The following is a 26,897-nucleotide window of genomic DNA, read 5'->3' on the forward strand; positions in this document are numbered from 1 at the left end:
TTACGGGGCGCGACCGGTTGTCGCAGGGGTTGAATCCGTAACACTTTGTTGCTAGGGATCAATGCACAACGCCTGAAAAGCATCGCGGGGCAAGCCCGCTCCCACGCTGTGCCCAGGTATGCCCTAGGCGTGGGAGCGGGCTTGCCCCGCGATTGGAAAGACGCCTTAGTAGTAGGCGTTTTCCTTCTGGCTGTGGTCGGTCACGTCACGCACGCCCTTGAGCTCCGGAATGCGCTCGAGCAGGGTGCGTTCGATGCCTTCCTTCAGCGTCACGTCGGCCTGGCCGCAGCCCTGGCAGCCGCCGCCGAACTGCAGCACGGCGATGCCGTCGTCGACCACATCCACCAGGCTCACGGCGCCGCCGTGGCTGGCCAGGCCGGGGTTGATCTCGGTCTGCAGGTAGTAGTTGATACGCTCGTTGATCGGGCTGTCTTCGTTGACCATCGGCACCTTGGCGTTCGGCGCCTTGATGGTCAGCTGGCCGCCCATGCGGTCGGTGGCGTAGTCGACCAGCGCGTCCTCGAGGAACGGCACGCTGACCGCGTCGAGGTAGGCGGTGAAGCTCTTCAGGCCCACCGGCTGGTCGTCGGGCTTCTCCTCGCCCGGCTTGCAGTAGGCGATGCAGGTCTCGGCGTAGGTGGTGCCCGGCTGGGTGATGAAGATACGGATGCCGATGCCAGGCGTGTTCTGCTTGGAGAGCAGATCGGCCAGGTAATCATGGGCGGCGTCGGTAATGGTTATAGCGCTCATGGAAGTTCCTCACAGACTTGCCGGCAGTGTACGCCAACCCGGCCCTCGAACAAAGTCCTAGTATTTGACTCGGGATAGCACCAGCGCCGGCTGCGCGGCGCCACGTCCCGCGAATCCGGCCTTGAGCCGCCCGTACAGGCCACGCTCCAGCCAGTGGTAACTAAGCCACGACATTAGTCCGATTGACGGCACGCACAAGGCGAATACCAGGTACGGGTTCAGGTGCAGGCGTTCGCTGGCGAACAGGCCGCCGTACAGCACCAGCACATGCACCAGGTACACCGAATAGGAGCAATCGCCCAGCGCCTTGAGCACCCGGTTGCCGTTGAAGTAGCGCTCCAGGGCGATGAACGCCAGCACCACCAGGGCGCTGGGCAGGCCCCAGTGCAACAGGCGTTGCGAGGCGTCCAGTTGATACAGCGCATACCCCGCCACACCCAGCAGCCCCAATGGCAGCCACAGGCCCTGGCGAATCAGCCCGCGGCGGTACAGCACGCCCAGGCCGATGCCCAGCAGGAACTCGTAGACGATGTCGTTGCTGTAGAAGCGGCTGAGCACGCCGAGGCGGCCCAGCACCTCGCTGACCAGCAGCAGCGCCCCCGTCACCAGCAGCAGGTGATGACGCTGGCGCACCAGGAACGCCAGGCCGAACAGCAGGTAGAAGAACATCTCGAAGTTCAGCGTCCAGCCGACGTTGAGGGTCGGGTACAGGCCGTAGCCGCCCGGATTCTCCGCCGGGATGAACAGCAGCGACAGCAGCAGGTGCTGCCATTCGAACACCTGGTGCGGCATCCAGCGGCTGGCGACCAGCATCAGCGCGGCCATCAGCAGGGTGTAGAACCAGTAGGCAGGCACGATGCGCAGGACGCGATTGAGCAGGAACTGCGCGGGCGCGATGTCCTTGTCGCGGGTCGAAAGGTAGATCACCAGGCCGCTGATGACGAAGAAGATGTCCACCCCTACCGCGCCGCGATCGGCGAGCAGTTGGCCGACAGGGCCGGTGGCGTTGAAGTCGAAGAAGATCTGCATGAAGTGGTGGCAGACCACCACCCAGGCGGCGAATGCCCGGAGAGCCTGAAGCGAATACAGCATGAAAAACCCTGCGTTCGTCGATGCATTGAGGCCCGGCGAGCGCTTCGCGCTCGTTTCGCCGGCAAGTCGGCTCCCACAGGGATTGCGCACGTCTGCGGGAGCCGGCTTGCCGGCGATGGGCTGCAAAGCAGCCCCGGGGCCTGTCCATCGATTCCGACCGCATGGGTGCCGAAAAGATCAGGCCAACCGATCAGAGGTTCTCGTAGCGGTTCATGTCCAGCACGCCGGCCTCTACCGGCTCGGTTTCCTTGATGTAGCTGTTCAGGTCATGGAAGTAGCGCCAGAATTCGGGGTGGCTGCGGCGCACGCCCCAGCGCATGACGATGCGCTCGAACTTCGCCGTGTCGTCCCGCGCCGCCTCCATGTCCTCGACGAACTCCGGCACATCGGCCACCGGGATGTTGAAGATGAAGTTGGGATAGCTGCTGAGCACGCCCGGGTACAGGGTCAACGTGTCCAGCCCCGGCTGGTAGCGGTAGGCCTCGCCAAGCAGGAACGCCACGTTGCTGTGCGCGCGATTGCGCAGCAGGCTGTAGACCTGGCGCTGGCCGCCCTGCCCTTCGATGCGCAGCATGGTCGCCTCGGGCAGTTGCCCGATCACCTTGAGCCCTGCCGCCGGGCGCGACACCAGGCGGCTCAGCGACTGCTCGGCGTCACGGAACTCCGTGGGCAGGCCGGACCGCGAGCAATAGGCGCCCTGGCAACGGTTGATCGGATCCGGCGCGGCGTTCAGGCTGCCGGTGCGTTGCAGCAGCTTGAGGCCGAAGTCGCGCTTGGGATCGTGCTTGTCCAATTTCAGCGCGCTCGGAGTGCTGGTGTCGATGTCCTCGTAGTCCATCCACATCTTCACCTTGCCGCTGTTCTGGTACCAGTCGCCGAGGATCTCGCCACGCTTGCCCGCAGGCATCAGGCGCAGGAAGTTGATCTCGGCGCCGTTGCGGATCAGGTCGAAGTACAGCCGTGTCTGCAACTGGTGCGAGACATTGCCGAACACATCGAAGTTCACCGCCAGCTGGTAGTAGGTGCGCTCGAACAGCGGGTAGTCGAACAGCCACATGGTCAGCGGCACATCACCGATCAGGCCCTTGGTCACCGAGGCGCTGTCGAAGTGGCGGAAAATGCTCAGCAGTGCGTTGTCGTTGCCGGCCCACAGGGTCGACCAGCTTGGCGCCGGCTGCTCGGCATAGGCTTCGCGACGCAGCGCCTCGTACTCGTTGCGCTTGTCGCGGTAGGCGTGCCACAGGCTCAGCACGCTGCCAACGTCATCGATCTGCCCGGGCATCGCAAGCAACGGCGTGGCCTCGCCCCGGTACTTGGCGTCGGTGATGTACAGGTCGTGGGCCGGCTCCTGGAACAGCGCCCAGAAGTTGTCGCGGATCACGTCGGTGGCGATCTGCCCGCGGCACACCGGGCCGCGAATGAAGGTGCGGACGAAGTACTCGGCGTTGTCCAGCATGAACTGGTAGCGGGCCACCGCCGGGATCGCCTCGAAGGTCTCGAACGGGTTGGCGCGGTGGCGCGGGCCATAGCCGGGCAGCGACGAGGCATGCCAGTCGCCGCTGTAGAACAGCTGCTTGACCCGCTTGAGCTTCTGCGGCCCCATCGGGTAGGTGATGTGGGTCTTGTGGACGATCACGCCCTGCACCGGAATCAGCCGGTAGTAGAAATCGGTGCCCGGCGGGTCGTTGGGCCGGCGGGTGGCGATCAGGTCCACCGGCTGGCCGCTCGGCGTGCGCGAACGCACCCATTGGAAGAAGTGTCCGGGCTCACCGCCGACGAAGTGGATGTGCGCCAGGAACAGGTGCTCGTACAGCCAGCGGCCGACCAGCGCCTCGGTCGAGCCCGGGCGGTTGAGCAGCTCTTCCCAGTCGGCGATCTGCTTCGCCTCGACCGCGCTGGGCTGGATTGGCGTCTTTTCGACCGGAGCCCCGGCTGCCAACCAACGCTGCAAGGTCTGGTACTCCTGGTCGGTCAGGCCGGTGACCGCCAGCGGCATGCCCTCTTTCGGGTGGGCGCCGGCGTAGGCGTCGAACTCGTGGGGCAGCGGGCACATGTTGTTGCGATTGAGCCCCAGGACGATTTCTTCGGGCAGCTTGGCATTGGGCGTGAGCGGGGTCTTGTGGCCCAGTTCGAGCATGCGCGCCATCAACGCCGCCTGGCTGCCCTGCTTGTCCAGCACCGAGTAGAAACCCTGCTTGCGCCAGCCGGCCTCGTCGCGGGCATCGTAGAACAGCCGCGTGGTGGGTACCGCCTGGCTGCGTTCGCCCTGGTAGACCGGCACCTTGGAAGCGCCGCGCTCGGCGCCCTCGGCGCTGCCCAGGTTGAGTTGGCAGGCTGCATCGTTGCAGGCGTGGCAGGCCACGCACTTCTCGGTGAAGATCGGTTGGATATCCCGGGTGTATGAAATCGTCGGGCTCGATTGGGGGGCCTGCCCGAACGCCGCGCCACTGAGGAGCAGGGCGAAGGCGCTGGCAAGTATGCGATGCAACATGTGCCGAATGTCCTGGTTCTTGAAAGCCATCACGATGTGCCTGGCGGGTCCTGAGGTGTTGGGGGCGCCGCGCCAACATGAGGGAAATTCATGCAAATGGGCGGTACGCCTAAAATCCGTGCAGCTTTGTTATTATTCGGCACCTTCTGATATTCGCCCGACCAGGTAGTTCCTATGTCCGACCGCAGCGCTCGTTACCAAGCACTCCAGAAAGCACTCAAAGAGCGCATCCTGATCCTCGACGGCGGCATGGGTACTATGATCCAGAGTTACCGCCTCGAGGAACACGACTATCGTGGCACGCGCTTCGCCGATTGGCCAAGCGATGTCAAAGGCAACAACGATCTGCTGCTGCTCAGCCGCCCGGATGTCATCGCCGCGATCGAGAAGGCCTACCTGGACGCCGGCGCCGATATCCTCGAGACCAACACCTTCAACGCCACGCAGATTTCCCAGGCCGACTACGGCATGGAGGCGCTGGTCTATGAGCTCAACGTCGAGGGCGCGCGCGTCGCCCGCCAGGTGGCCGACGCCAAGACCCTCGAGACCCCGGACAAGCCGCGCTTCGTCGCCGGCGTGCTCGGCCCGACCAGCCGCACCTGCTCGATCTCCCCTGACGTCAACGATCCGGGCTATCGCAACGTCACCTTCGACGAACTGGTCGCGAACTACATCGAAGCCACCCGCGGCCTGATCGAGGGCGGCGCCGACCTGATCCTGATCGAGACCATCTTCGACACCCTCAACGCCAAGGCGGCGATCTTCGCCGTGCAGCAGGTGTTCGAAGAGGACGACGTCGAACTGCCGATCATGATCTCCGGCACCATTACCGACGCCTCCGGCCGCACCCTGTCGGGCCAGACCACCGAGGCGTTCTGGAACTCGGTGCGCCACGCCAAGCCGATCTCCGTCGGCCTGAACTGCGCCCTCGGCGCCAAGGACCTGCGCCCGTACCTGGAAGAGCTGGCGACCAAGGCCGACACCCATGTGTCCGCCCACCCCAACGCCGGCCTGCCCAACGCCTTCGGCGAGTACGACGAGACCCCGGCGGAAATGGCCGCGGTGGTCGAGGAGTTCGCCGCCAGCGGCTTCCTCAACATCATCGGCGGCTGCTGCGGCACCACCCCGCCGCACATCCAGGCCATCGCCGAGGCGGTCGCCAAGTACAAGCCGCGCGCGATTCCGGACATCCCCAAGGCCTGCCGCCTGTCGGGCCTGGAGCCGTTCACCATCGATCGCCAGTCGCTGTTCGTCAACGTCGGCGAGCGCACCAACATCACCGGCTCCGCCAAGTTCGCCCGGCTGATTCGCGAGGAGAACTACACCGAGGCCCTGGAAGTCGCCCTGCAGCAGGTCGAGGCCGGCGCCCAGGTGATCGACATCAACATGGACGAAGGGATGCTCGACTCCCAGGCCGCCATGGTCCGCTTCCTCAACCTGATCGCCGGCGAGCCGGACATCTCCCGGGTGCCGATCATGATCGACTCCTCCAAGTGGGAGGTGATCGAGGCGGGCCTGAAGTGCATCCAGGGCAAGGGCATCGTCAACTCGATCTCGATGAAGGAAGGCGTCGAGCAGTTCAAGCACCACGCCCGCCTGTGCAAGCGCTACGGCGCCGCCGTGGTGGTGATGGCCTTCGACGAGGTCGGCCAGGCCGACACCGCCGCGCGCAAGAAAGAGATCTGCCAGCGCAGCTACGACATCCTGGTCAACGAGGTGGGCTTCCCGCCGGAAGACATCATCTTCGACCCGAACATCTTCGCCGTCGCCACCGGCATCGACGAGCACAACAACTACGCCGTCGACTTCATCGAGGCCTGCGCCTACATCCGCGACCACCTGCCGTATGCCCTGAGCTCGGGCGGCGTGTCCAACGTGTCGTTCTCGTTCCGCGGCAACAACCCGGTGCGCGAGGCGATCCACTCGGTGTTCCTCTACCACGCGATCCAGAACGGCCTGACCATGGGTATCGTCAACGCCGGCCAGCTGGAGATCTACGACGAAATCCCCGCCGCCCTGCGCGAGAAGGTCGAGGACGTGGTGCTCAACCGCACCCCGCACGGCACCGACGCCCTGCTGGCGATTGCCGACGACTACAAGGGCGGCGGCGCCACCAAGGAAGTCGAGAACGAAGAATGGCGCTCGATGCCGGTGGACAAGCGCCTCGAGCATGCGCTGGTCAAGGGCATCACCGCCTACATCGTCGAAGACACCGAAGAGTGCCGCCAACAGTCGGCGCGCCCGATCGAAGTCATCGAAGGCCCGCTGATGAGCGGCATGAACGTGGTCGGCGACCTGTTCGGCGCCGGCAAGATGTTCCTGCCCCAGGTGGTGAAATCCGCCCGGGTGATGAAGCAGGCCGTGGCCCACCTGATCCCGTTCATCGAGGCCGAGAAAGGCGACAAGCCCGAGGCCAAGGGCAAGATCCTCATGGCCACGGTCAAGGGCGACGTACATGACATCGGCAAGAACATCGTCGGCGTGGTGCTCGGTTGCAACGGCTACGACATCGTCGACATGGGCGTGATGGTCCCGGCCGAGAAGATCCTGCAGACCGCCCGCGAGCAGAAATGCGACATCATCGGCCTGTCCGGCCTGATCACCCCATCGCTGGACGAGATGGTCCACGTCGCCCGCGAGATGCAGCGCCAGGACTTCCACCTGCCGCTGATGATCGGTGGCGCCACCACCTCCAAGGCGCACACGGCGGTGAAGATCGAGCCCAAGTACGCCAACGACGCCGTGGTCTATGTCACCGACGCCTCGCGCGCGGTGGGCGTGGCCACCCAGTTGCTGTCCAAGGAACTCAAGAGTGGCTTCGTCGAGAAGACCCGCCAGGAATACGTCGAGGTGCGCGAGCGCACCGCCAACCGCAGCGCCCGCACCGAGCGCCTGAGCTACGCCCAGGCCATCGCCGCCAAGCCACAGTACGACTGGGCCGCCTACCAGGCCGCGGTGCCCTCCTTCACCGGCGTCAAGGTGCTGGAAGACATCGACCTGCGCACCCTGGCCGAGTACATCGACTGGACGCCGTTCTTCATCTCCTGGGACCTGGCCGGCAAGTTCCCGCGCATCCTCACCGACGAAGTGGTCGGCGAGGCCGCCACGGCGCTGTACAAGGACGCCCGCGAGATGCTCGACAAGCTGATCGACGAAAAGCTGATCAGCGCCCGCGCGGTGTTCGGCTTCTGGCCGGCCAACCAGGTCGAACACGACGACATCGAAGTGTACGGCGACAACGGTGACACCCTGGCCACCCTGCACCACCTGCGCCAGCAGACCATCAAGCCCGACGGCAAGCCGAACTGGTCGCTGGCCGACTTCGTCGCGCCTAAGGACAGCGGCGTGACCGACTATGTCGGCGGCTTCATCACCACCGCCGGCATCGGCGCCGAGGAAGTGGCCAAGGCCTACCAGGACAAGGGCGACGATTACAGCTCGATCATGGTCAAGGCCCTGGCCGACCGCCTGGCCGAGGCCTGCGCCGAGTGGCTGCACGAGCAGGTGCGCAAGGAGCACTGGGGTTATGCCAAGGACGAGCACCTGGACAACGAGGCGCTGATCAAGGAGCAGTACAGCGGCATCCGCCCGGCACCTGGCTACCCGGCCTGCCCGGACCACACCGAGAAGGAAACCCTGTTCCGCCTGCTCGACGGCACCGCCATCGGCGAGACTGGCCCGAGCGGCGTGTTCCTCACCGAGCACTTCGCCATGTTCCCGGCGGCGGCGGTCAGCGGCTGGTACTTCGCCCACCCGCAGGCGCAGTACTTCGCCGTGGGCAAGGTGGACAAGGACCAGATCGAGCAGTACAGCGCCCGCAAGGGCCAGGACATCAGCGTCAGCGAGCGCTGGCTGGCGCCGAACCTGGGCTACGAGGGCTGAATCCGGGTCTCATGGAAACAAACGTATGTAACTGATTTAACCGGTACAGCGTGGCCGAAGCCTGCATCGAGGCGGGCGCCAGCTATTGCGACCTCTCCGACTGCCGGGTGTTCGTCAACGGCATCGAGCGCCTGGACGCCCGCGCCCGGGCGGCCAATGTCGCGCTGCTCAGCGGCTGTAGCTCGGTACCCAGTCTGTCGTCGGCGATCCTCGACGAGCAGGCACCGTGGCAGTGGCTCTGACCCTCGCGAGAAAAATATTCTAAGTACATAGCGAAAAAGCATAGAATTTTTTTCGAGTATCGCCTTGGCATGGGAAAAAGGAAAAACATTCATATCGGCAATTGCCTAGGATGATGTCCATGGATGCCGACAGGCGGCGTCCACGCACGGACCCGCCCGCGATCATGCCCAGCACCCCGCTCTACTTCGATTACGCCGCCACCACTCCGGTCGATGACCGGGTCATCGCCGCCATGCTCACCTGCCTGGGCCGCGAAGCGAACTTCGGCAACCCCGCCTCCAGCGGCCACTTCCATGGCCAGGCCGCCCGCGAAGCCGTCGAGCAGGCCCGCCGCCAGGTGGCCGAGTGTGTCGGCGCCCAGCCCGACGATCTGGTCTGGACCTCCGGCGCCACCGAATCCAACAACCTGGCGCTCAAGGGCATCGCCCAGGGCTTCGCTCAGCCGGGGCACCTGCTGACCAGCCAGCTCGAACACAAGGCCATCCTCGACACCGCCGCCGAACTGGAGCGCCAGGGCTGGACGGTGACCCGCCTTGAACCGGACACCCATGGCCTGATCCAGGCCGAGGCCGTGCAGGCCGCGCTGCGCCCGGACACGCGCCTGGTGTCGCTGATGGCGGTGAACAACGAACTGGGCACGCTGACCGACTTCGCCCGCATCGGCCAACTGGTCCGCGACCACGGCGCCCTGCTGCACGTGGACGCGGCCCAGGCCGTGGGCAAGGTCGGCATCGACCTGGCGCACCAGGCCGTCGACCTGATGTCGTTCTCGGCGCACAAGGTCTACGGCCCCAAGGGCATCGGCGCCCTCTACGTCGGCCCCCGAGCCCGCCCGGCCATGCGTGCGCAGATGCACGGCGGCGGCCATGAGCGCGGCCTGCGCTCCGGCACCCTGGCCACCCACCAGATCGTCGGCATGGGCAGCGCGTTCGAGCTGGCCGGCCAACCCGGCGAGGCCGAATACCAGCGCCTGGAGCAGCTCGCCCGACGCCTGCGCGAAGGTCTGCTGGCCCTGCCTGGGGTCACGCTCAACGGCTGCGCGGTGCAGCGCATTCCCCACACCCTCAACCTGTGCATCGACGCCAAGGGCTTCAGCAGCCTGGCCCTGGCCGGCGAGTTGGCGCTGTCCACCACCTCGGCCTGCAACTCGGCAAGCAACGCGGCGTCCCACGTGCTGCTGGCCCTCGGCCTCGACGAGCGCCAGGCGCGCAACAGCGTGCGCCTGAGCCTCGGGCGCTACACCAGCGAGGCGGACGTGGACACGGCGCTGGCGGTGTTCGGTCGGGTTGTTGGAGCAGCCGCGGTGGCACTCTGGTAGGCACGCAGCAACCCCTGCTGGTCAACAGGGTGCCGGTGATACGGCCGGTTCTCCCTGTTGACCGCAGGGTCACAACCTTCTTCCGTACCTTCAAGCGATAGCGCGCCAACAACGATCGCACTTTTTTGCCGACCGGCGGTCTACTCCCTCTTTTGCCAACCGCATTCGATTGCCAAGGCCCGCTTTTTCACACTGCACATGGCCAGGCCAAAAGTCTTGCCGTTGTGTAGGATGGGCAGCGCAGATCCAGACGCTGCCAGTTACAGGGAGATCCACATGCGCGTCCCATCCGTTGCCTGCCTCATCGGCCTGACGCTGGGCCTGCTCGCCGCGACCAGCGCCCAGGCCTTCACCGGTGAAGAGGCGCAACTGATCGATACGATCAACGTCTACCGCAGCCAAGCCCAGCGCTGTGGTGGCGAAGCCTCGCTGGAGCTGCCGCCGCTCAACAGCGACACCCGCCTGGCGCTGTCGCCCGAAGGCACCCGCGACCTGCAGCAGGCCATGACCCGCGCCGCCTACCCGATGGTCAACGTGCAGGCCATCAGCCTGTCCGGCCCGCGGGACGCCCAGGCAGCGATGAAGGCCGTCGAGGAGAGCTTCTGCCAGGTGGTGCTCGACCCGCAGTTCGTCGACATCGGCGTCAGCCAGGAGGGCCGCGACTGGCGCATCGTCCTGGCCCGGCCGCTGCTCAGCGCCCGCCTGGGCGACTGGCAGGCCGAAGGCCAGAAGCTGCTGCAGGAGATCAACGCCGCGCGCCAGTTGCCCCGCCAATGCGGCGGCCAGCCGTTCGCCGCCGCCCCGGCGCTGGCCTGGAACGCCACCCTGGCGGGTGTGGCCGCCAACCACACCCGGGCCATGGCCAACCAGAACTTCTTCGACCATCTCGACCGCGATGGCCGCACCCCGGGCGACCGGGCGGAGCTGGCCGGCTACCTGTACCGGCAGATCGGCGAAAACATCGCCGCCGGGCGCGACACCGCGCGCAAGGTGGTCGATGGCTGGCTGGCCAGCCCAGGGCACTGCGCCACGCTGATGAACCCGGACTTCCGTGAACTGGGAGCGGCGTATGCGGTGGATCCGAAGAGCGATGCCGGGATCTACTGGACGGGGTTGTTCGGTACGCCGCAGTAGGGAACGAATCCGCCTGCCATGCACAGCACCTGTGGGAGCGGCCTTGCGTCGCGAAAGGGCCGCAAAGCGGCCCCGGCAATTTCAGCGATTCCCGAAATAGGCGCCGCTGCGCAGCCCTTTCGCGACGCAAGGCCGCTCCTACAGGGACGGCGCATGGCCCGACCTGCGTAACGCCAGTGCCGTGCAACCAAACCGCCGCCGCACCCACTTGCCCAGGTAGCTGGCATCCCCCATTCCCACCTCATCGGCGATCTGCGCCAGGCTGTGGCTGGAGTTGAGCAAGCGCCAGCGCGCCTGCTGCAGGCGTAGCTCCTGCCACCAGGCCTTGGCGCTCATTCCATGGCAAGCCTGGAACTGGCGGTCGAGCTGGCGCCGGCTGATGCCCAGCTCTGCCGCCAATACCTCCACCGGCAGCTGCGTCGCCAGGTGATGGCGCATCAGCGCCGTGGCCCGCTGCACCTGGCGTCCCTGCCCGGCGCCGGCCTCCAGCGAACGCAAGGCGTGCTGGCTGTCCCGGCTTTCGTCCACCAGCATGTCGGCCAGGCCCTTGAGCGCCCGGGCACGGCCACTGGCGCGGGCGATCAGCTCCACCGCCAGGTCGATGGCCGCCGTGCCGCCGGCACAGGTGATGCGCTCACCGTCGAAGCAGAACAGCTGCCCGGTCAACAGGCGCACGCGGGGAAAGGCCAGGCGAAACTCCGCTTCATGGCGCCAGTGCACCACCACCTGATGACCGTCCAGCAGGCCACAGGCCGCCAACAGGAAGGCCGCGTTGTCGACACACACCAGCTTCACCCCGGCCTTGCTCGCCTGCTTCAAAAGGGCCTTGTAGCGCGGTGCCAAGGCCGCCGTGGCACTGGCGTTGCGCCCGCCGAACAGCACCAGGTGGTCGTAGTCGCCCCAGCGGATCTGCGCAGGGGTTGCCTCGACCTGGACAATCGCTGCGCTGCTTGAAACCACCGGCTCCCGGTCCAGCCCGAGCACTGTCCAACGGCAATAGCGCTGACGGCTGTAGTCCTCGTCGTCGGCGGAGAAGCGCAGCTTGTCGAGGAACGCGCCGAACGGCAGCAAGGCGAACTCCGGTAAAGGCAGGATCAGCAGACGCAGGTCGGGTGTCATTCAGGAATGTCCAGATATAACCATTCAATGACCAGATACTACCCTGTATTTCCACTGCCCTGCCCTACACTGGCGCCCTGCACATCCACAAGGCTCCCCCATGGCACTCGACACCTGGCTCATCTACCTGCTCGCCAGCATCGGACTGTCGCTGACCCCAGGCCCCAACAGTCTGCTGGCCCTGACCCATGGCGCGCTGTACGGCGCCCGCCGCACGCTGTTCACCATCCTCGGCGGCGTGCTGGGCTTCAGTCTCCTGATCGCCCTGACCATGTTCGGCCTGAACGCCCTGCTGCAGGCCTCGGCCTCGTTGCTGACGGTGCTCAAATGGATCGGCGGGGCCTATCTGGTCTGGCTTGGGATCCAGCTGTGGCGAACACCGGCGCTGCACCTGGAACAACCGCGCGGCGGTGTGGCGCTGAGCAATGCCGGGTTGTTCCGCCAGGGCTGCCTTTCGGCTGTGGCCAACCCCAAGGTGCTGCTGTTCTATGGCGCGTTCCTGCCCCAGTTCATCGACCCGCAGCGTGGCCTGCTGGTGCAGTTCGTGGCGATGGCGGCGACCTTCGCCAGTGTCGAATGCCTGGTGGAGTACCTGCTGGCACGCCTGGCGTTTCGCATCCGCCCGTGGCTGGCCAAGGGTGGCCGGGGGTTCAATCGCTGTTGCGCGAGCCTGTTCGCACTGATCGGCGTGGCCCTGCCGCTGGGACGATAGAAGCCCCGGGGATCATCGCCGGGAAACAACCAGGAACACCCCCAGCGCAACCGCCGGCAATCCCGCCCCCAGCAACGCCACGCCGCTCCAGCCGTACTGCGCGTACACCCCGCTGGCCAGCGCCGAGCCCAGCGCCCCACCGAGGAAGATGCTGGTCATGTACAGGGCATTGAGCCGGCCACGGCTGGCCGGATCCAGCGCGTACACCTCACGCTGGCCGATGACCATGTTCATCTGCACGGCGAAATCCAGCAGCACCCCGGTCAACCCCAGGCCGATCACGCTGGCGCCCGGTACGCTCAAGCCAAGCAGTAACGCCAGCGGCGCCAGGGCCATCGCCAGCAGCGAAGCGCGTCGCGCATGCCCGGCATCGGCCAGGCGCCCGGCCAGCGGCGCCGCCACCGCGCCCACCGCGCCCACCAGGGCGAACAGCGCGATCTGGCTCTGCGACAGGCCGTGCTCGCCAGCCAGCGCCAGCGGCACCGCCGTCCAGTACAGGCTGAAGGCGGCGAACATCAGCGCCTGGTACAGCGCCCGCTGGCGCAACACCGGATGGCGGCGCAACAGCACCAGCAACGAGGCCATCAGCCCGGCATAACTGGCCTTGTGCTCCGGCAGCCGGCGGGGCAAGGTCAACGCCAGCAGCAGGATGATCGCCACCATCACCCCGGCGGCGCCGACAAACACCGCACGCCAGCCGAAGTGATCGGCCACCAGGCTCGCCAGCGGCCGCGCCAGCAGGATGCCCAGCAGCAACCCACCCATGATGTTGCCGACCACCCGGCCACGCTCGCGCTCCGGCGCCAGGTGCGCCGCCAGCGGTATCAGCATCTGCACCGCCACCGAGCTGAAGCCGATCAGCAGTGCGTACAGCAGGAACACCTCGCCCTGCCCGTGACCGCTGGTGCCAGCCAGCAGCAGGCTGCCGGTGGCCAGCACCGCCGTGGCGATCATCAACCGGCGGTTCTCCAGCAGGTCGGCCAGCGGCACCAGGAACAACAGGCCCAGGGCGTAGCCGATCTGGGTCAGGGACACGATCAGGCTGGCCCGCTCGGTGGACAGCCCCAGGTCCGGCGCGATCAGGCCGACGATGGGCTGGGCGTAGTAGATGTTGGCGACGATGGCGCCGCAGCAGAACGCCAGCAGCGTCACCAGGGCCCGGCTCAGGCTCCGTGCTGATGTCTGGGCGACGGCGAGGGAGGGATTCATTCGAGGGCACCTCGGCTTGCGAAAGGATGTGCGCGAAGGGTGACGGACATCCGCCCCGGCGAGAATCCATCGCCCGCGCAACGGGCCTTTGCGCGGCGCGCAACGCATCAGCCGGCCAGCAACCCCTCGCAGAAGGCGACGAACGCCATGACCCGGCGCGAGCCGCGGTGGTTGGGCAGGTACAAGGCGTTGATGCTGGCACTGGCCGCCCCCGGACTCACCGTCCAGTCGGCGAACAGCCGCTGCAGGCGCCCGGCCTCGACATCCTCGCGCACCAGCCAGTCGGCCAGCAGCGCCACGCCGCTGCCGGCAATGGCCGCCTCACGCAAGAGGTCGGCGTTGGCGCTGCGCAACGGGCCGCTGACGTCCAGTTCCAGGCGCTGCTCGCCCAGGCTTAGCCGCCACGGCCGCGCCGACTGGCCGTAGCGAAAACGCAGGCAGGCGCACGCGGCCAGTTGCTGCGGCTCGCTCAGCGCCGGCTGCTGGCGCAGGTACGCCGGGCTGGCCACCAACCAGCGCTCGAAGCGCCCCAGCGGGCGACACACCAGTTCATCACTGGGCGCCGGCTCGCCAAGGCGGATGCTCAGGTCGTAGCGGCCATCGAGCAGGTCGTCAAAGCGGTCGCTCAGGTCGATGTCCAGCTCCAGTGCCGGGTAACGGGCGAGGAACGCGCCCAGGTGCGGAGCGATGACCCGGCGACCGAACTCCACCGGCAGGCACAGGCGCAACACGCCGACCGGCTCCTCGCCGCGATCGGCGACGCTGGCGTCGGCCTCGGCCAAGGCCTCGAGAATCTCGCGGGCCCGCTGGTAGTAGCTGGCGCCGGCTTCGGTCAGGCTGACCTGGCGGGTCGAGCGGTTGAGCAGGCTGGCCCCCAGCTCAAGTTCCAGGGCGTCGACCTGGCGGGTCACCGAGGAGGTCGCCACCCCGAGCCTGCGCGCGGCGGCGGAAAAGCCGCCGGCCTCGGCGGTGGCCATGAACACCTTGAGCGCCAGCAGCTTGTCCATCGTCAATCTTCCAGGAGGCAAAGGCCGAAACCTTCCTACAATCACCGACTGGAATCAACCACGCGAGACACCCATGCCCGACAACCTGTTCAGCGCCCTGCCCCCGCTCGCGCCCGACGCCGACGAGCAGTTCACCGACCTGCTCCGGCGCCCGGGCCTGCGCATCGAGCGTATCGTCTCCAGCGGCCAGTCCAGCCCGCCGGGGTTCTGGTACGACCAGGCCGAGGGCGAATGGGTGGTCGTGCTCAGCGGCAGCGCCGGGCTGCGCCTGGAGCACGAGCCACATACCCGCGTGCTGCGCCCCGGCGACCATCTGGACATCCCGCCCGGTTGCCGCCACCGGGTGGAATGGACCGAGCCCGGCGTGGCGACGGTATGGCTGGCGGTGTTCTATCAGGGCTGAGCCAGTACCGCCGTGGCGGGCGTTGCCTGCAGGCGATAGAACCGCCACGGCAGCAGCACCGCCGCCACGGTCAGGCCGCAGGCGAAGCCGACCCAGACGCCCACCGCGCCCAGCGAGGAGTGGAAGGCCAGCCAGTAGCTCAGTGGCAGCGCCAGCAGCCAGTAGCTGACCAAGGTCACGCCCACCGGCCAGCGGTAGTCCTGCAGGCCGCGCAAGGCGCCCAGCGCGGTGGACTGCAGGCCATCGGCCACCTGCATGGCCGCGACCACCACGAACATCGGCACGGCGATGGCGATTACCTGCGGGTCGTCGCTCATGGCCTCGGCGATGGAGCGCCCGAACAGCGCCAGCAACATGGTGGCCACCAGCATCCAGGCAGTGACGCTGGCAAAGGTGGCGCTGCCGATGGCGCGGATGCGTGCCGTCTCACCGCGGCCCTGGGCCTGGCTGATGCGGATGCTGACCGCCGCCGCCATGCCCAGCGGCAGCATGTACAGCAGCGCGCCGATCGACTGCACCACCTGGTTGGCCGCCAGGGCCGCATTGCCCAGCCAGCCGAGCATCCAGGCAGCGATCACCACCGCGCCGGCCTCGGCAAGATACCCCAGGCCCAGCGGCCAGCCCTCGCCCAACAGCGTGCGCCAGGTCAATCGTGCCCCTTGGGCAGCCTGACGGTAACTCGCCAGCGAGGGCGCCAGGCGCCAGTAAGCCAGGGCCAGCAGCACCGCCAGCGATTCGGCGATCACACTGGCGATACCCGCCCCCAGCAGGCCCAGCGCCGGCAAGCCGAAATGGCCGTGGATCAGCCCATAGCTCAGCGGAATGTTGAACAGCACCGCGTTCATCACCAGCAGCACACCCACCCAGGGCCGGCCGATGGCTTCCAGCACGTCCTTGAACACCACCGCCAGGCAGTACGGGATCAGGAACACCGCCATCGCCTGCCAGTACGGCGTCAGCAGCGCCACATCGGGCAGCGGTACGCCCAACCATTGCACCAAGGGCAGACAGGCCAGCATCGCCAGGCAGCCGAGGATACCCACCAGCAGGCCATAACCCAGCCCGGCACGCAGCGTGCGTGCCACGGTGCCGGGGTCGTCTGCGCCATGGGCATGGCCGACGCGCACGCTGAGGGTGGCGAGCATGCCGTACAGCCCGGCATGGAAGATCAGCCCGGCGCTGCTGGTCAGCGCGACACAGGCCAGCACCACGGTGCCCAGCGAGGCCAGCAGCACGGTATCGGTCAGGCTGATCAGCTCGGCCGCCGATAGGCCCAGCACCAGCGGCAGCGCCAGGCGCAACAGGCCAGGCAGCTCGCCCAGCCAGGCAACATTCTTGGGTGAAGCGAGGGCAGTCACGGTAGCCACCTCCAATTTACATACGCCGCGTATGCTAATGCCATTTATTGGCATACGCAACGTATGCTAATTTGCAGCCATCGTTCTTGACTCGGAGCCCTCCATGCCCACCCCTCGCCGCAGCCGCGCCGCCATGAGCGCGGACACTACCGAACGGCTGATCGCCGTCGCCCGCCGCCAGTTCGCCGAAAAGGGCTTTGCCGCCGTGGTGATGGACGAACTGTGCGCCGAGGCCGACCTCACCCGCGGGGCCCTGCACCACCATTTTGGCGGCAAGGCCGGGCTGTTCACCGCTGTGGTGCAGCACCTGCTCGAGGAGATCAACCAGGCGATCGACACCCGCTACGCCACTCATGACGACCCGTGGGAGGGCTATATCGACACCTGCCTGTACTACTACGACCTGCTGCACGAGCCGGCCCTGCGCCGCATCCTGCTGCAGGACGCCCCCGGGGTGCTCGGCCCGCGACTGCGCGAACTGGAGGAAGCCAGCTACATCGGGCCCATGGCCCAGGGGCTGGTGGAGTTGCAGCAGGCCGGCAGGCTGCGCGCCTTCGACGCCGTGGCCATGGCTCACCTGATCAACGGCGCGATGGGCGACAGCGGCATGTGGGTGATTGCCCAGGACGATCCGCAGGCGGCGGCGGAGCGGGTCAAGGGGGCGTTGCGCTGTTTGCTGGAGGGGTTGCAGGTCTGAGTTCATGCAGGTGGCGCCGCTCCTACACGTGAGGCGTGCAGCCTGCAGAATTTTGCTCGCCGGAAATGTACTAACTTGTTAATTAGCTTGCTAAGGGCTTAAACTTCTCGCATTCCACCTGCGAGATCCCTGGCATGAAAGACTCACCCCGCGCCTCCGGCGCCTCAACCTTCATCCTGGTCGGACTGGGCGTCGTCATCGCTCTGCTCGGCCTGCTCCTGGCCGCCGGCGGCGTCAAGCTGGCCGGCCTGGGCGGTTCCTGGTACTTCCTGGTCGGCGGCCTGGCCATGGCCATCGCCGGCCTGCTCATCGCCCGTCGCAATCCGGCCGGCGCCTGGCTGTACGCGATGTTTCTCGCCGGCACCGCCGTCTGGGCCGTGGCCGATGCCGGGCTGGTGTTCTGGCCGCTGTTCTCGCGGCTGTTCATGTTCGCCGCCATCGGCCTGGTGGTGGCGCTGGTGTATCCGCAACTGGTCCGAGGCCCGGCGCGTGGCGCCTATGGCGTCGCCGGCCTGCTGGGCGTGGCGCTGGTGATCGCCGCCGGCAACATGTTCGTCGCCCATCCCAGCGTCGCCCCCACCGGCAAGGCCCCGGGCCTGACGCCGGTGCAACCCGGCCAGCAGCAGAAGGACTGGGCCCACTACGGCAACACCGAGGGCGGCAGCCGCTTCGCCGCGCTGGACCAGATCAACCGAGGCAACGTCGACCAGCTCAAGGTGGCCTGGACCTACCACACCGGTGACGTCGCCCTCAGCGACGGCAACGGCGCCGAAGACCAGCTCACCCCGCTGCAGGTAGGCGACAAGGTGTTCATCTGCACCCCGCACAACAACCTGATCGCCCTCGACGCCGACACCGGCAAGGAACTGTGGAAGAACGCCATCAACGCGCAGTCCAAGGTCTGGCAGCGCTGCCGCGGCCTGGCCTACTTCGACGCCAGCGCGCCGATCGCCCAGCCGACCCAGCCTGACAGCACGCCAGTCAGTGAGACCCGCCTGCCGGCCGGCGCCAACTGCCAGCGCCGCCTGCTGACCAACACCATCGATGCCCGCCTGATCGCGGTCGATGCCGACACCGGCGCGTTCTGCGAAGGCTTCGGCGACAACGGCAAGGTCGACCTCAAGGCCGGCCTGGGCAACGTACCGGACTCGTACTACCAGCTGTCCTCGGCACCGCTGATGGCCGGCACCACCGTGGTGGTCGGCGGCCGCGTCGCCGACAACGTGCAGACCGACATGCCCGGCGGCGTGATCCGCGGTTTTGACGTGATCACAGGCGCCCAGCGCTGGGCCTTCGACCCGGGCAACCCGCAGGACCGCGAAGCCCCGCAAGGCGACCGGACCTACGTGCGCAGCACCCCCAACAGCTGGGCGCCGATGTCGTACGACCCGGCGATGAACACCCTGTTCCTGCCGATGGGTTCCTCGTCCACCGATATCTACGGTGTCGAGCGCAACAAGCTGGACCACACCTACGGCGCCTCGGTGCTGGCCTTGGACGCCACCACGGGCAACCAAAAGTGGGTGTACCAGACCGTGCACAACGATCTCTGGGATTTCGACCTGCCAATGCAGCCGAGCCTGATCGACTTCACCAAAGATGACGGCAGCACCGTGCCCGCCGTGGTGATCGGCACCAAGGCCGGGCAGATCTACGTGCTCGACCGCGCCACCGGCAAGCCGCTGACCCAGGTCGACGAAGTACCGGTCAAGCCGGGCAACATCCCTGACGAGCCGTACTCGCCGACCCAGCCAAAGTCGGTGGGCATGCCGCAGATCGGCGCGCAGACCCTGACCGAATCGGACATGTGGGGCGCCACCCCGTACGACCAACTGCTGTGCCGCATCGACTTCAAGAAGATGCGCTACGACGGCCTGTACACCGCGCCGGGCACCGACCTGTCGCTGAGCTTCCCCGGCTCGCTGGGCGGCATGAACTGGGGCAGCCTCTCCACCGACCCGGTGCATGGTTTCATCTTCGTCAACGACATGCGCCTGGGCCTGTGGATCCAGATGATCCCGTCGCAGAACCAGGGCGCGGCGGCAGGCGGCGGCGAGGCGCTGAACACCGGCATGGGCGCGGTGCCGCTCAAGGGCACGCCGTACGCGGTGAACAAGAACCGCTTCCTGTCGGTGGCCGGTATTCCGTGCCAGGCGCCGCCGTTCGGCACCCTCACCGCCATCGACATGAAGACCCGGCAGGTCGCCTGGCAGGTGCCGGTCGGCACCGTCGAGGACACCGGCCCCCTGGGGATCCGCATGCACCTGCCGATCAAGATCGGCCTGCCGACCCTGGGCGGCACCCTGTCCACCCAAGGTGGCCTGGTGTTCATCGCCGGCACCCAGGACTTCTACCTGCGCGCCTACGACAGCGGCAACGGCAACGAGATCTGGAAGGCCCGCCTCCCGGTCGGCAGCCAGGGCGGCCCGATGACCTATGTGTCGCCGAAAACCGGCAAGCAGTACGTGGTGGTCACCGCCGGCGGCGCGCGCCAGTCGACCGACCGTGGCGACTACGTGATGGCGTACGCCCTGCCGTAATCGCGTCGCCTGCATCGCCGGCAAGCCGGCTCCCACAGGGTCCGTGCACTCAGTGTAGGAGCCGGCTTGGCGGCGATGCAGGCCCTTTCAGACAACCCGAGACTCCGCAATGTCATCCGTTTCACGCCTCACGCCCCCCCTGCTTCTTGCCCTCGCCAGCACTGCTGCATTCGCCGCCGACAACACCCTGACCGGCGACTGGGGCGGTCTGCGCCAGCAGCTCGCGGCAGACGGCATCACCTTCACCGGCGACTACAGCGGCGAGACCGCCTACAACGCCCATGGTGGCCTGCACCGTTCGGCCCGCTACTCGCAGAACCTCAAGCTGGGCGTGCAGTTCGACCTGTCGAAGCTGTCCGGCCTGGACAACGGCGGCAAGGTCCAGCTGACTATCAACGACCGCCGTGGCAACAGCGCTTCAGAAGACCTGGTAGGCAACCGCCTGCCGATCCAGGAAAACTACGGCGGTCTCTACACCCGCCTGACCGAACTCAGCTACGAGCGCAACCTGTCGCCCGCGCTCAACCTCAAGCTCGGCTACATGGCCATGGGCAACGACCTCGGCGGGCTGGACAGCGGCATCCTGTGCAACTTCATGAACGCCGGCTTCTGTGGCCACCCGCTGAACATGTCCGGCGGCAGCGGCTGGACCAACTACCCCAACGCCCACCTCGGCGTACGGGTGAAATATGACCTCGCGCCCGACTGGCAACTGCGGGTGGCGACGTTCAACGTCGACCCCGAGAGCAACGGTAATTCCAGCCGCGCCTGGCACCTGGGTCCCAAGCACACCACCGGCACCGTGGTCCCGGTGGAGCTGGTGTACAAGCTGCGCGGCGAACTGCCGGGCGAGTACAAGCTAGGTTACTACTACGACAGCTCGAACGTGAAGCGCATCGGCAGCAGCGAGGAGGTCGCCGGTCGTGGCGGGCATTACCTGCTGGTCGACCAGGCCGTGTGGAACGACCCGGCATCGCCCGGGCGCAGCCTGCATGCCTTCGGCCAGTACTCGGCCTCGAGCAAGGCCGCCTCGCCATTCACCCGGTGGTACGGCGCAGGCGTGGTGCTGTACCAGCCATTCGCAAGCCGGCCACGGGATACCGTTGCCCTGGGGTATGGCCGCGCGGTACCGAACCCACGTAGCCGCGATGTGCTGGAAGATGCGGCCGTCGATGCCGGGCAACCCTTCCCGAACCTCGACAGCGCCGAGCAACTGGTCGAGCTGAGCTATGGCTACCAGGCCACCGCTTGGCTGAACCTGCGCCCGGATGTGCAGTACATCGTCGAGCCGGGAGCGTTTTCCGGGAAGGACATCGACAATGCGCTGATATTCGGCTTGCAGGTCAAGGCGACGTTCTGAAAACAGGCCTGGCGGGCTCTGGAGGAGCGCCTAGCTTTTTCCTGCCTAGCAACCACATATTTACTAATTTCCCCGCCCCGCACCCTGTCCCAGTATCTGGCGCAACTACAACAACAAAGAGCGGGGAACTGTCATGAGTGCAAGTGCGTCCGTGCCTGCCAGCATGCAGCACGATCAAGCCGGCTTTCGCCGGGTCCTGGGGCTGGGGTCGCTGCTGGCGGTGGCCGTGGGCCTGGTGGTGTCGCAAGGGGTGATGGTGATGATGCTGCAGGGGGTCGGTGCCGCCGGCCTGGGCTTCATCGTGCCGTTGGGGCTGGCCTACCTGCTGGCCCTGAGCTACGCCTTTTCCTTCTCCGAACTGGCCCTGCTGGTGCCCCGTGCCGGCAGCCTGTCGAGTTACACCGAGGTGGCGCTGGGGCACTTCCCGGCGATCCTGGCGACCTTCTCCGGCTACGTGGTGGTGGCCATGTTCGCCCTGTCGGCCGAACTGCTGTTGCTCGACCTGATCGTCGCCAAGGTCTACCCCGGGGTGTTCCCGCAATACTCGGTGGCCTTCGGCGTGCTCGCGCTGTTCACCGGCCTGAACCTGATGGGCATCGACATCTTCGCCAAGCTGCAGAGCGCCATGGCCGTGGTCATGGTGATCGTGCTGCTGATCCTCGGCGTCGCCGCGATCAGCGAAGGACATGCCGAAGGGGTCACCACCACGCTGCTGCAGGGCGACTGGAACCCGATGGGCGCCGGGGTGCTGGCCCTGACCGCCATGGCAGTGTGGGGCTTCGTCGGCGCCGAGTTCGTCTGCTCGCTGGTGGAGGAAACCCGCAAGCCCGAACGCAACATTCCGCGTTCGATGATCATCGGCCTGACCGTGATCTTCGCCACCATTGGCCTGTACGGCCTGGGTGCATTGTTCCTGGTGCCCCGCGAAGCCCTGAGCAGCGATGCCCTGCCCCATTACCTGTTCGCCACCACGGTGTTCGGCAAGACCGGCGAGGTGTTCCTGGTGATCGCCGCGGTGACCGCCACCTGCAGCACCCTCAACACCTCGCTCGCGGCCATTCCGCGCATGCTCTATGGCATGGCCTGCAATGGCCAGGCGTTTCCCCAGTTCAAGCAGCTCAGTCCGCGGGCGCGCACGCCCTGGGTGGCCGTGCTGTTCGTGGCGGCGATCACCGGCCTGCCGATCCTGCTGATGGGCCAGGACGCCGCCGCGATCAACCTGCTGCTACTGGCCGCCGCCCTGGCCTGGCTGCTGGCGTACATCATCGTGCACCTTGACGTGATCGCCCTGCGGTTGCGCTACCCGCATCGGGCGAGGCCATTCCGCACCCCGCTCTATCCGCTGCCGCAGCTGTTCGGCATCGGCGGGATGCTGTATGCGATCTGGCATGCCTCGCCCAGCCCGGAGATGAACCTGAAGGTCTTCGGTACGGCAGGGATCGTGCTGGCGGTGGTATCGCTGATCGCGCTGGTCTGGATCAAGGGCGTGATGAAGAAGCCGTTGTTCAGGCCCGAACCGCTTTAGCGATAGCGGACCAAGCACGCCCCATCATGCCGAAGAGGCGCGCTTGGCCCGATAGCTGCCCGGACTCTGCCCGGTCCACTTCTTGAACGCCCGGTGAAACGCACTGGGTTCCTGGAACCCGGTGTGCTCGGCGATCTCGGCGATGCTCAGGTGGCCTTCGCGCAAGAGTTCGAAGGCCATCGCCCGGCGTACTTCGTCCTTGATCTGCTGGTACGAGCGCCCCTCTCGCTCCAGCTGGCGGCGAAAGCTGCTGGCGCTGAGCCGCTGCCGTTCAGCCATGGCGTTGAGCGTCGGCCACTGCCCGTAGTGGCGGGCGCGCAGGTGGCGATAGACCTCGGCCACCAGGCCGTTCTGGTTGCGAAAGCGGATCACCAGCCCTTGCGGCGCGCTGCGCAGAAAACCCTTCAGCGCCGTCAGGTCCTGCACCACCGGCAAGCGCAGCCAGGCGCTGTCGAACTCCACCTCGGTGCGTCCGCTGCCCAGGCGCAGGTCCGGCCCCCAGAGCAGCGCGTCATCCTCCTGCGCCGGGCGCCCCAGGGCCAGCTCGGTACGGTCGATGGCGATGCGCCGACCGGCCAGCCAGCACAGCAGGCCGATCACCAGGACCAGGTAGGTTTCCTCGGCATAGACCCGGGTCAGCGGGTCGGCGATGTTCGATTGCACGCTGATCACGGTGCGCGCACCGCGCACCGTGACACTGCCGTTCAGGTCGCGCAAAAACAGGGCGAAACTGCCCAGGCACTGACGCAACGCCTTGCCCAGGGTCGGCTCCTGGATCAGCCCGCGGCAGATCAGGGCGAAGCTGCCCAGGGGCATGCCATGGCTGTCGAGGCGGAAGAACTCATCGTGCAGTTCGTCGATCAGCGCCAGCCACAGTTGGGCGAACGCCTTGGCCGGTACCCGCGCCAGCGGCTGGGCCAGCACCTGCGGGTCGATGCCCACCGCCCGCAGATGGGCATCGCGCGCCTGTGGCCGCTCACGCAAGGCGTGAAGCATGGCATTGAGGAAGTACACCGCGACCGTATCGCTATCGCGCATGGCAGAAGTCCGCTGTCTATGCTGAGTGGCAAAAAATGCCAGGTTGACTGAACAGATCCGGCATAGGCCGCCTGAGTGCCTTTGCCTAGACTCGATCCACCCCGGGAGGGTGCGGCCGCCATTCTCGCAGAGCCACTCCCACCCCGCCACGCCTTCGCAAACGGAGCCCCCCATGAGCAGCACAGAAATCTTCGTCGTCAGCGCGGTACGTTCGGCCATCGGCAGCTTCGGCGGTTCGCTCAAGGACCTGCCCCTGGCCGACCTCGCCACCCAGGTGACCCGCGCCGCCATCGAGCGCTCGGGCGTCGCCGCCGAGCAGATCGGCCATGTGGTGATGGGCAACGTGATCCCCACCGAACCACGCGACGCCTACCTGGGCCGGGTCGCGGCGATGAACGCCGGCATTCCCAAGGAAACCCCGGCCTTCAGCGTCAACCGCCTGTGCGGCTCGGGCCTGCAGGCCATCGTCTCGGCCGCCCAGGGCCTGCTGCTGGGCGACAGCGACATCGCCCTGGCCGCCGGCGCCGAGTCCATGAGCCGCGGCCCCTACCTGCTGCCGCAGGCCCGCTGGGGCGCGCGCATGGGTGACCTGCAGGGTATCGACTACATGGTCGGCATCCTCCAGGACCCGTTCGAGCACTTCCACATGGGCATCACCGCCGAGAACGTCGCGGCGGCCCACGGCATCAGCCGCCAGATGCAGGACGAGGTCGCCCTGACCAGCCAGCGCCGCGCCGCCCGCGCCATCGCCGAAGGCCGCTTCGACGGCCAGATCGTGCCGATCGAGATCAAGACCCGCAAAGGCCCCGTGCAGTTCGCCGTGGACGAGAACGTGCGCGGCGACGCCAGCGCCGAACAGCTGGCGGCCATGAAGGCGGTGTTCAAGAAGGACGGCACCGTCACCGCCGGCAACGCCAGCAGTATCAACGATGGCGCCGCCGGCCTGGTCCTGGCCACCGGTGACGCCGTGCGCCGCCAGGGCCTCAAGCCGCTGGCGCGGATCGTCGCCTACGCCCACGCCGGCGTGGAACCGGCACTGATGGGCCTGGGCCCGATCCCGGCCACGCAGAAGGTGCTGGAAAAAGCCGGCCTGAGGGTCGCCGACCTGGACGTGATCGAGTCCAACGAAGCCTTCGCCTCCCAGGCCTGCGCCGTGGCCCGCGCCCTGGGCTTCGACCCGGAGAAGGTCAACCCCAACGGCTCGGGCATTTCCCTCGGCCACCCGGTCGGCGCCACCGGCGCGATCATCGCCACCAAGGCCATCCATGAACTGCATCGCGTCCAGGGCCGCTACGCCCTGGCCACCATGTGCATCGGCGGCGGCCAAGGCATCGCCGTCGTCTTCGAACGCGTCTGAAAGGAGTCAGCAACATGAACATCGAACACATCGCCGTGATCGGCGCCGGCACCATGGGCAACGGCATCGCCCAGGTGTGCGCGCTGGCCGGCTACCAGGTCCTGCTGGTGGACGTCTCCGACGCCGCGCTGGAGCGCGGCGTGGCGACCCTGGGCAAGAACCTCGAGCGCCAGGTCGGCAAGGGCACCATCGACGCCGACAAGGCCAGCGCCGCCAAGGCCCGGATCCGCACCAGCACCGATTATGCCCATCTGGCGGACGCGCAGCTGGTGATCGAGGCGGCCACCGAGAATCTTGCGCTCAAGCAGCGCATCCTGCAGCAGGTGGCCGCCAACGTCGGCGCCGAGTGCCTGATCGCCACCAACACTTCGTCGCTGTCGGTCACCCAGCTGGCGGCCAGTATCGAACAGCCGCAGCGTTTCATCGGCGTGCACTTCTTCAACCCGGTGCCGATGATGGCGCTGGTCGAGATCATTCGCGGCCTGCAGACCAGCGATGCGACCTACGCCCAGGCGCTGCTGGTCACCGAGAAGCTCGGCAAGACGCCGATCACCGCCGGCAACCGCCCAGGCTTCGTGGTCAACCGGATCCTGGTGCCGATGATCAACGAGGCGATCTTCGTACTCCAGGAAGGCCTGGCCAGCGCCGAGGACATCGACACCGGCATGCGCCTGGGCTGCAACCAGCCGATCGGTCCGCTGGCCCTGGCCGACCTGGTGGGCCTGGACACCTTGCTGGCGATCATGGAGGCCTTCCACGAGGGCTTCAACGACAGCAAGTACCGCCCCGCCCCGCTGCTCAAGGAGATGGTTGCCGCCGGCTACCTGGGGCGCAAGAGCGGCCGCGGCTTCTTCACCTACTGACGGAGCCGCGCCATGCCCCCGGTCAACGCGGCGCTGCGCTGCGCCAATTTCGAGGAGCGGCGTGACCGGGCCATGGCCCTGTTCGCCGAGAAAGGCTTCGGCCAGGTCAGCATGCGTGAGCTGGCGGCGCACGTGGGCTTGACCGCGGGCTCGCTTTATCACCATTTCCCCAGCAAGCAGGACCTCTTGTACGACCTGATCGAAGAACTGTACGAGGAGTTGCAGGCCACCCTGGACCTGGGCCGTCGGGCGCGGGCCCAAGGGCGGCCGGTGCTGGCCTGCCTGATTGCCGCGCACTGGCAGTTGCATGGGGAGCGGCCGTTGCAGTTTCGCCTGGCCGAGCGGGATTTCTGCTGCCTCACCGGGGAGCAGCAGGTGCGCCTGGCGGGCTTGCGGGAGCGCTATGAAACCGGGCTTTTACGGTTGATTGCGCCGCAGGCGCGGTTGGGCGCGCAGGCACTGGCGGCTAGCGGGCATGTGCTGGCTACGCTGTTGAATCAGTTGCCTGGGATGTTGCGGGGGAAGGGGCTGGGTGAGGTTGAGGGGGTTGGGTTGATGGAGAGTTTGGTGGTGGGGGCTGTGGAGGGGGCTTTGGGGTAGGGTTCTGGTTCTGGTTCTGGTTCTGGTTCTGGTTCTGGCTCTGGCTCTGGCTCTGGCTCTGGCTCCTTGGTGATTGTTTTGGTTTTTGCATGCGCATTCGTAGGAGATAGCGACATTTAGTCACCTTTCCGCCTTTACGGCGGCCTACTTTTCTCGTGGGAAAAGTAGGCAAAACCGTTCCGCTCCGTTCATCCGGCCC

At 66.9% G+C, this 26,897-nt stretch carries 20 protein-coding genes and 1 pseudogene; 13 read left to right on the forward strand and 8 right to left on the reverse strand.

Translation table 11 applies throughout. From position 1 onward, the window contains the following. Positions 1-165 precede the first annotated feature (165 nt). The 3 genes from nfuA to ACVWZ5_RS12780 form a co-directional block, all read right to left on the reverse strand. Positions 166-750 (reverse strand): Fe-S biogenesis protein NfuA, encoded by a 585-nt coding sequence (gene nfuA / locus ACVWZ5_RS12770; protein WP_023630602.1) that lies wholly within the window; start codon positions 748-750, stop codon positions 166-168. A 57-nt stretch (positions 751-807) separates the two neighbouring features. Then, the gene (locus ACVWZ5_RS12775; RefSeq protein ID WP_280071302.1) at positions 808-1,842 is read right to left on the reverse strand and encodes an acyltransferase family protein; all 1,035 of its coding nucleotides are present in this window, start codon (positions 1,840-1,842) and stop codon (positions 808-810) included. A gap of 190 nt (positions 1,843-2,032) precedes the next feature. Then, on the reverse strand, positions 2,033-4,333 hold the full coding sequence (locus ACVWZ5_RS12780) for a fatty acid cis/trans isomerase (protein ID WP_028690717.1): 2,301 nt from the start codon (positions 4,331-4,333) through the stop codon (positions 2,033-2,035). A gap of 174 nt (positions 4,334-4,507) precedes the next feature. Between ACVWZ5_RS12780 and metH the strand changes: the two genes are divergently transcribed. The 4 genes and pseudogenes from metH (at position 4,508) to ACVWZ5_RS12800 (ending at position 10,910) form a co-directional block, all read left to right on the forward strand. Continuing rightward, a complete protein-coding gene (gene metH / locus ACVWZ5_RS12785; RefSeq protein ID WP_062363285.1) occupies positions 4,508-8,215 on the forward strand; it encodes a methionine synthase in 3,708 nt (1,235 codons plus the stop codon). A gap of 44 nt (positions 8,216-8,259) precedes the next feature. After that, a pseudogene (locus tag ACVWZ5_RS12790) lies at positions 8,260-8,436 on the forward strand (saccharopine dehydrogenase); the annotation flags it as partial. Positions 8,437-8,621: 185 nt separating this feature from the next. Next, positions 8,622-9,776 (forward strand): cysteine desulfurase family protein, encoded by a 1,155-nt coding sequence (locus ACVWZ5_RS12795; protein ID WP_280071536.1) that lies wholly within the window; start codon positions 8,622-8,624, stop codon positions 9,774-9,776. A 276-nt stretch (positions 9,777-10,052) separates the two neighbouring features. After that, positions 10,053-10,910, forward strand: a complete 858-nt coding sequence (locus ACVWZ5_RS12800; protein WP_062574319.1) for a CAP domain-containing protein — start codon at positions 10,053-10,055, stop codon at positions 10,908-10,910. A 138-nt stretch (positions 10,911-11,048) separates the two neighbouring features. On the opposite strand, the gene ACVWZ5_RS12805 is transcribed toward ACVWZ5_RS12800, so the two are convergent. Beyond that, positions 11,049-12,029, reverse strand: a complete 981-nt coding sequence (locus tag ACVWZ5_RS12805) for a GlxA family transcriptional regulator (RefSeq protein ID WP_062574320.1) — start codon at positions 12,027-12,029, stop codon at positions 11,049-11,051. 100 nt (positions 12,030-12,129) lie between these two features. Here ACVWZ5_RS12805 and ACVWZ5_RS12810 point away from each other — a divergent pair, with 100 nt between their 5' ends. After that, entirely contained in the window at positions 12,130-12,741 is a 612-nt protein-coding gene (locus tag ACVWZ5_RS12810) for a LysE family translocator (RefSeq protein ID WP_457340655.1), read from the forward strand. A 12-nt stretch (positions 12,742-12,753) separates the two neighbouring features. Here the strand turns inward: ACVWZ5_RS12810 and ACVWZ5_RS12815 are convergent, their stop codons facing one another. Further along, positions 12,754-13,950, reverse strand: a complete 1,197-nt coding sequence (locus tag ACVWZ5_RS12815) for an MFS transporter (RefSeq protein ID WP_457340656.1) — start codon at positions 13,948-13,950, stop codon at positions 12,754-12,756. 107 nt (positions 13,951-14,057) lie between these two features. Next, the gene (locus ACVWZ5_RS12820; protein ID WP_457340657.1) at positions 14,058-14,957 is read right to left on the reverse strand and encodes a LysR family transcriptional regulator; all 900 of its coding nucleotides are present in this window, start codon (positions 14,955-14,957) and stop codon (positions 14,058-14,060) included. A gap of 73 nt (positions 14,958-15,030) precedes the next feature. Here ACVWZ5_RS12820 and ACVWZ5_RS12825 point away from each other — a divergent pair, with 73 nt between their 5' ends. Continuing rightward, entirely contained in the window at positions 15,031-15,360 is a 330-nt protein-coding gene (locus ACVWZ5_RS12825; RefSeq protein WP_028690708.1) for a cupin domain-containing protein, read from the forward strand. Here the strand turns inward: ACVWZ5_RS12825 and ACVWZ5_RS12830 are convergent. Next, positions 15,351-16,718 carry an MATE family efflux transporter gene (locus tag ACVWZ5_RS12830; protein ID WP_172402434.1) on the reverse strand — a complete coding sequence of 456 codons (1,368 nt, stop codon included), beginning with the start codon at positions 16,716-16,718 and terminating at the stop codon, positions 15,351-15,353. The two genes, ACVWZ5_RS12825 and ACVWZ5_RS12830, sit on opposite strands and share 10 nt — an antisense overlap. A 103-nt stretch (positions 16,719-16,821) precedes the next feature. On the opposite strand from ACVWZ5_RS12830, the gene ACVWZ5_RS12835 reads away from it, so the two are divergent. The 4 genes from ACVWZ5_RS12835 (at position 16,822) to ACVWZ5_RS12850 (ending at position 22,840) form a co-directional block, all read left to right on the forward strand. Then, positions 16,822-17,415, forward strand: coding sequence for a TetR/AcrR family transcriptional regulator (locus tag ACVWZ5_RS12835; protein ID WP_062574325.1), 594 nt, complete (start codon positions 16,822-16,824; stop codon positions 17,413-17,415). A 134-nt stretch (positions 17,416-17,549) separates the two neighbouring features. After that, entirely contained in the window at positions 17,550-19,955 is a 2,406-nt protein-coding gene (locus ACVWZ5_RS12840; protein WP_457340658.1) for a glucose/quinate/shikimate family membrane-bound PQQ-dependent dehydrogenase, read from the forward strand. A gap of 109 nt (positions 19,956-20,064) precedes the next feature. After that, entirely contained in the window at positions 20,065-21,315 is a 1,251-nt protein-coding gene (locus ACVWZ5_RS12845) for a carbohydrate porin (RefSeq protein WP_186600531.1), read from the forward strand. 163 nt (positions 21,316-21,478) lie between these two features. Continuing rightward, the gene (locus ACVWZ5_RS12850; RefSeq protein WP_457340661.1) at positions 21,479-22,840 is read left to right on the forward strand and encodes an APC family permease; all 1,362 of its coding nucleotides are present in this window, start codon (positions 21,479-21,481) and stop codon (positions 22,838-22,840) included. Between the two features lie 24 nt (positions 22,841-22,864). Here the strand turns inward: ACVWZ5_RS12850 and ACVWZ5_RS12855 are convergent, their stop codons facing one another. After that, the gene (locus ACVWZ5_RS12855) at positions 22,865-23,878 is read right to left on the reverse strand and encodes an AraC family transcriptional regulator (RefSeq protein ID WP_062574329.1); all 1,014 of its coding nucleotides are present in this window, start codon (positions 23,876-23,878) and stop codon (positions 22,865-22,867) included. A 172-nt stretch (positions 23,879-24,050) separates the two neighbouring features. Between ACVWZ5_RS12855 and ACVWZ5_RS12860 the strand changes: the two genes are divergently transcribed. From ACVWZ5_RS12860 to ACVWZ5_RS12870, 3 genes are read left to right on the forward strand one after another with little or no spacing between them, the layout of a single operon-like run. Beyond that, positions 24,051-25,235: an acetyl-CoA C-acyltransferase family protein gene (locus tag ACVWZ5_RS12860; RefSeq protein WP_062574330.1), complete on the forward strand. Its 1,185-nt coding sequence runs from the start codon at positions 24,051-24,053 to the stop codon at positions 25,233-25,235. A 14-nt stretch (positions 25,236-25,249) separates the two neighbouring features. After that, entirely contained in the window at positions 25,250-26,098 is an 849-nt protein-coding gene (locus tag ACVWZ5_RS12865) for a 3-hydroxybutyryl-CoA dehydrogenase (RefSeq protein WP_280071449.1), read from the forward strand. 12 nt (positions 26,099-26,110) lie between these two features. Next, on the forward strand, positions 26,111-26,698 hold the full coding sequence (locus ACVWZ5_RS12870) for a TetR/AcrR family transcriptional regulator (RefSeq protein WP_062574332.1): 588 nt from the start codon (positions 26,111-26,113) through the stop codon (positions 26,696-26,698). The last annotated feature ends 199 nt before the right edge of the window (positions 26,699-26,897 follow it).

This window comes from Pseudomonas sp. TE6283 (assembly GCF_054060555.1).

Coding starts and splice junctions, on each gene's coding strand:
- nfuA (WP_023630602.1), bottom strand. CDS start 750: ATGAGCGCTATAACCATTACCGACGCCGCCCATGATTACCTGGCCGAT.
- ACVWZ5_RS12775 (WP_280071302.1), bottom strand. CDS start 1,842: ATGCTGTATTCGCTTCAGGCTCTCCGGGCATTCGCCGCCTGGGTGGTG.
- ACVWZ5_RS12780 (WP_028690717.1), bottom strand. CDS start 4,333: ATGTTGCATCGCATACTTGCCAGCGCCTTCGCCCTGCTCCTCAGTGGC.
- metH (WP_062363285.1), top strand. CDS start 4,508: ATGTCCGACCGCAGCGCTCGTTACCAAGCACTCCAGAAAGCACTCAAA.
- ACVWZ5_RS12795 (WP_280071536.1), top strand. CDS start 8,622: ATGCCCAGCACCCCGCTCTACTTCGATTACGCCGCCACCACTCCGGTC.
- ACVWZ5_RS12800 (WP_062574319.1), top strand. CDS start 10,053: ATGCGCGTCCCATCCGTTGCCTGCCTCATCGGCCTGACGCTGGGCCTG.
- ACVWZ5_RS12805 (WP_062574320.1), bottom strand. CDS start 12,029: ATGACACCCGACCTGCGTCTGCTGATCCTGCCTTTACCGGAGTTCGCC.
- ACVWZ5_RS12810 (WP_457340655.1), top strand. CDS start 12,130: ATGGCACTCGACACCTGGCTCATCTACCTGCTCGCCAGCATCGGACTG.
- ACVWZ5_RS12815 (WP_457340656.1), bottom strand. CDS start 13,950: ATGAATCCCTCCCTCGCCGTCGCCCAGACATCAGCACGGAGCCTGAGC.
- ACVWZ5_RS12820 (WP_457340657.1), bottom strand. CDS start 14,957: ATGGACAAGCTGCTGGCGCTCAAGGTGTTCATGGCCACCGCCGAGGCC.
- ACVWZ5_RS12825 (WP_028690708.1), top strand. CDS start 15,031: ATGCCCGACAACCTGTTCAGCGCCCTGCCCCCGCTCGCGCCCGACGCC.
- ACVWZ5_RS12835 (WP_062574325.1), top strand. CDS start 16,822: ATGCCCACCCCTCGCCGCAGCCGCGCCGCCATGAGCGCGGACACTACC.
- ACVWZ5_RS12840 (WP_457340658.1), top strand. CDS start 17,550: ATGAAAGACTCACCCCGCGCCTCCGGCGCCTCAACCTTCATCCTGGTC.
- ACVWZ5_RS12845 (WP_186600531.1), top strand. CDS start 20,065: ATGTCATCCGTTTCACGCCTCACGCCCCCCCTGCTTCTTGCCCTCGCC.
- ACVWZ5_RS12850 (WP_457340661.1), top strand. CDS start 21,479: ATGCAGCACGATCAAGCCGGCTTTCGCCGGGTCCTGGGGCTGGGGTCG.
- ACVWZ5_RS12855 (WP_062574329.1), bottom strand. CDS start 23,878: ATGCGCGATAGCGATACGGTCGCGGTGTACTTCCTCAATGCCATGCTT.
- ACVWZ5_RS12860 (WP_062574330.1), top strand. CDS start 24,051: ATGAGCAGCACAGAAATCTTCGTCGTCAGCGCGGTACGTTCGGCCATC.
- ACVWZ5_RS12865 (WP_280071449.1), top strand. CDS start 25,250: ATGAACATCGAACACATCGCCGTGATCGGCGCCGGCACCATGGGCAAC.
- ACVWZ5_RS12870 (WP_062574332.1), top strand. CDS start 26,111: ATGCCCCCGGTCAACGCGGCGCTGCGCTGCGCCAATTTCGAGGAGCGG.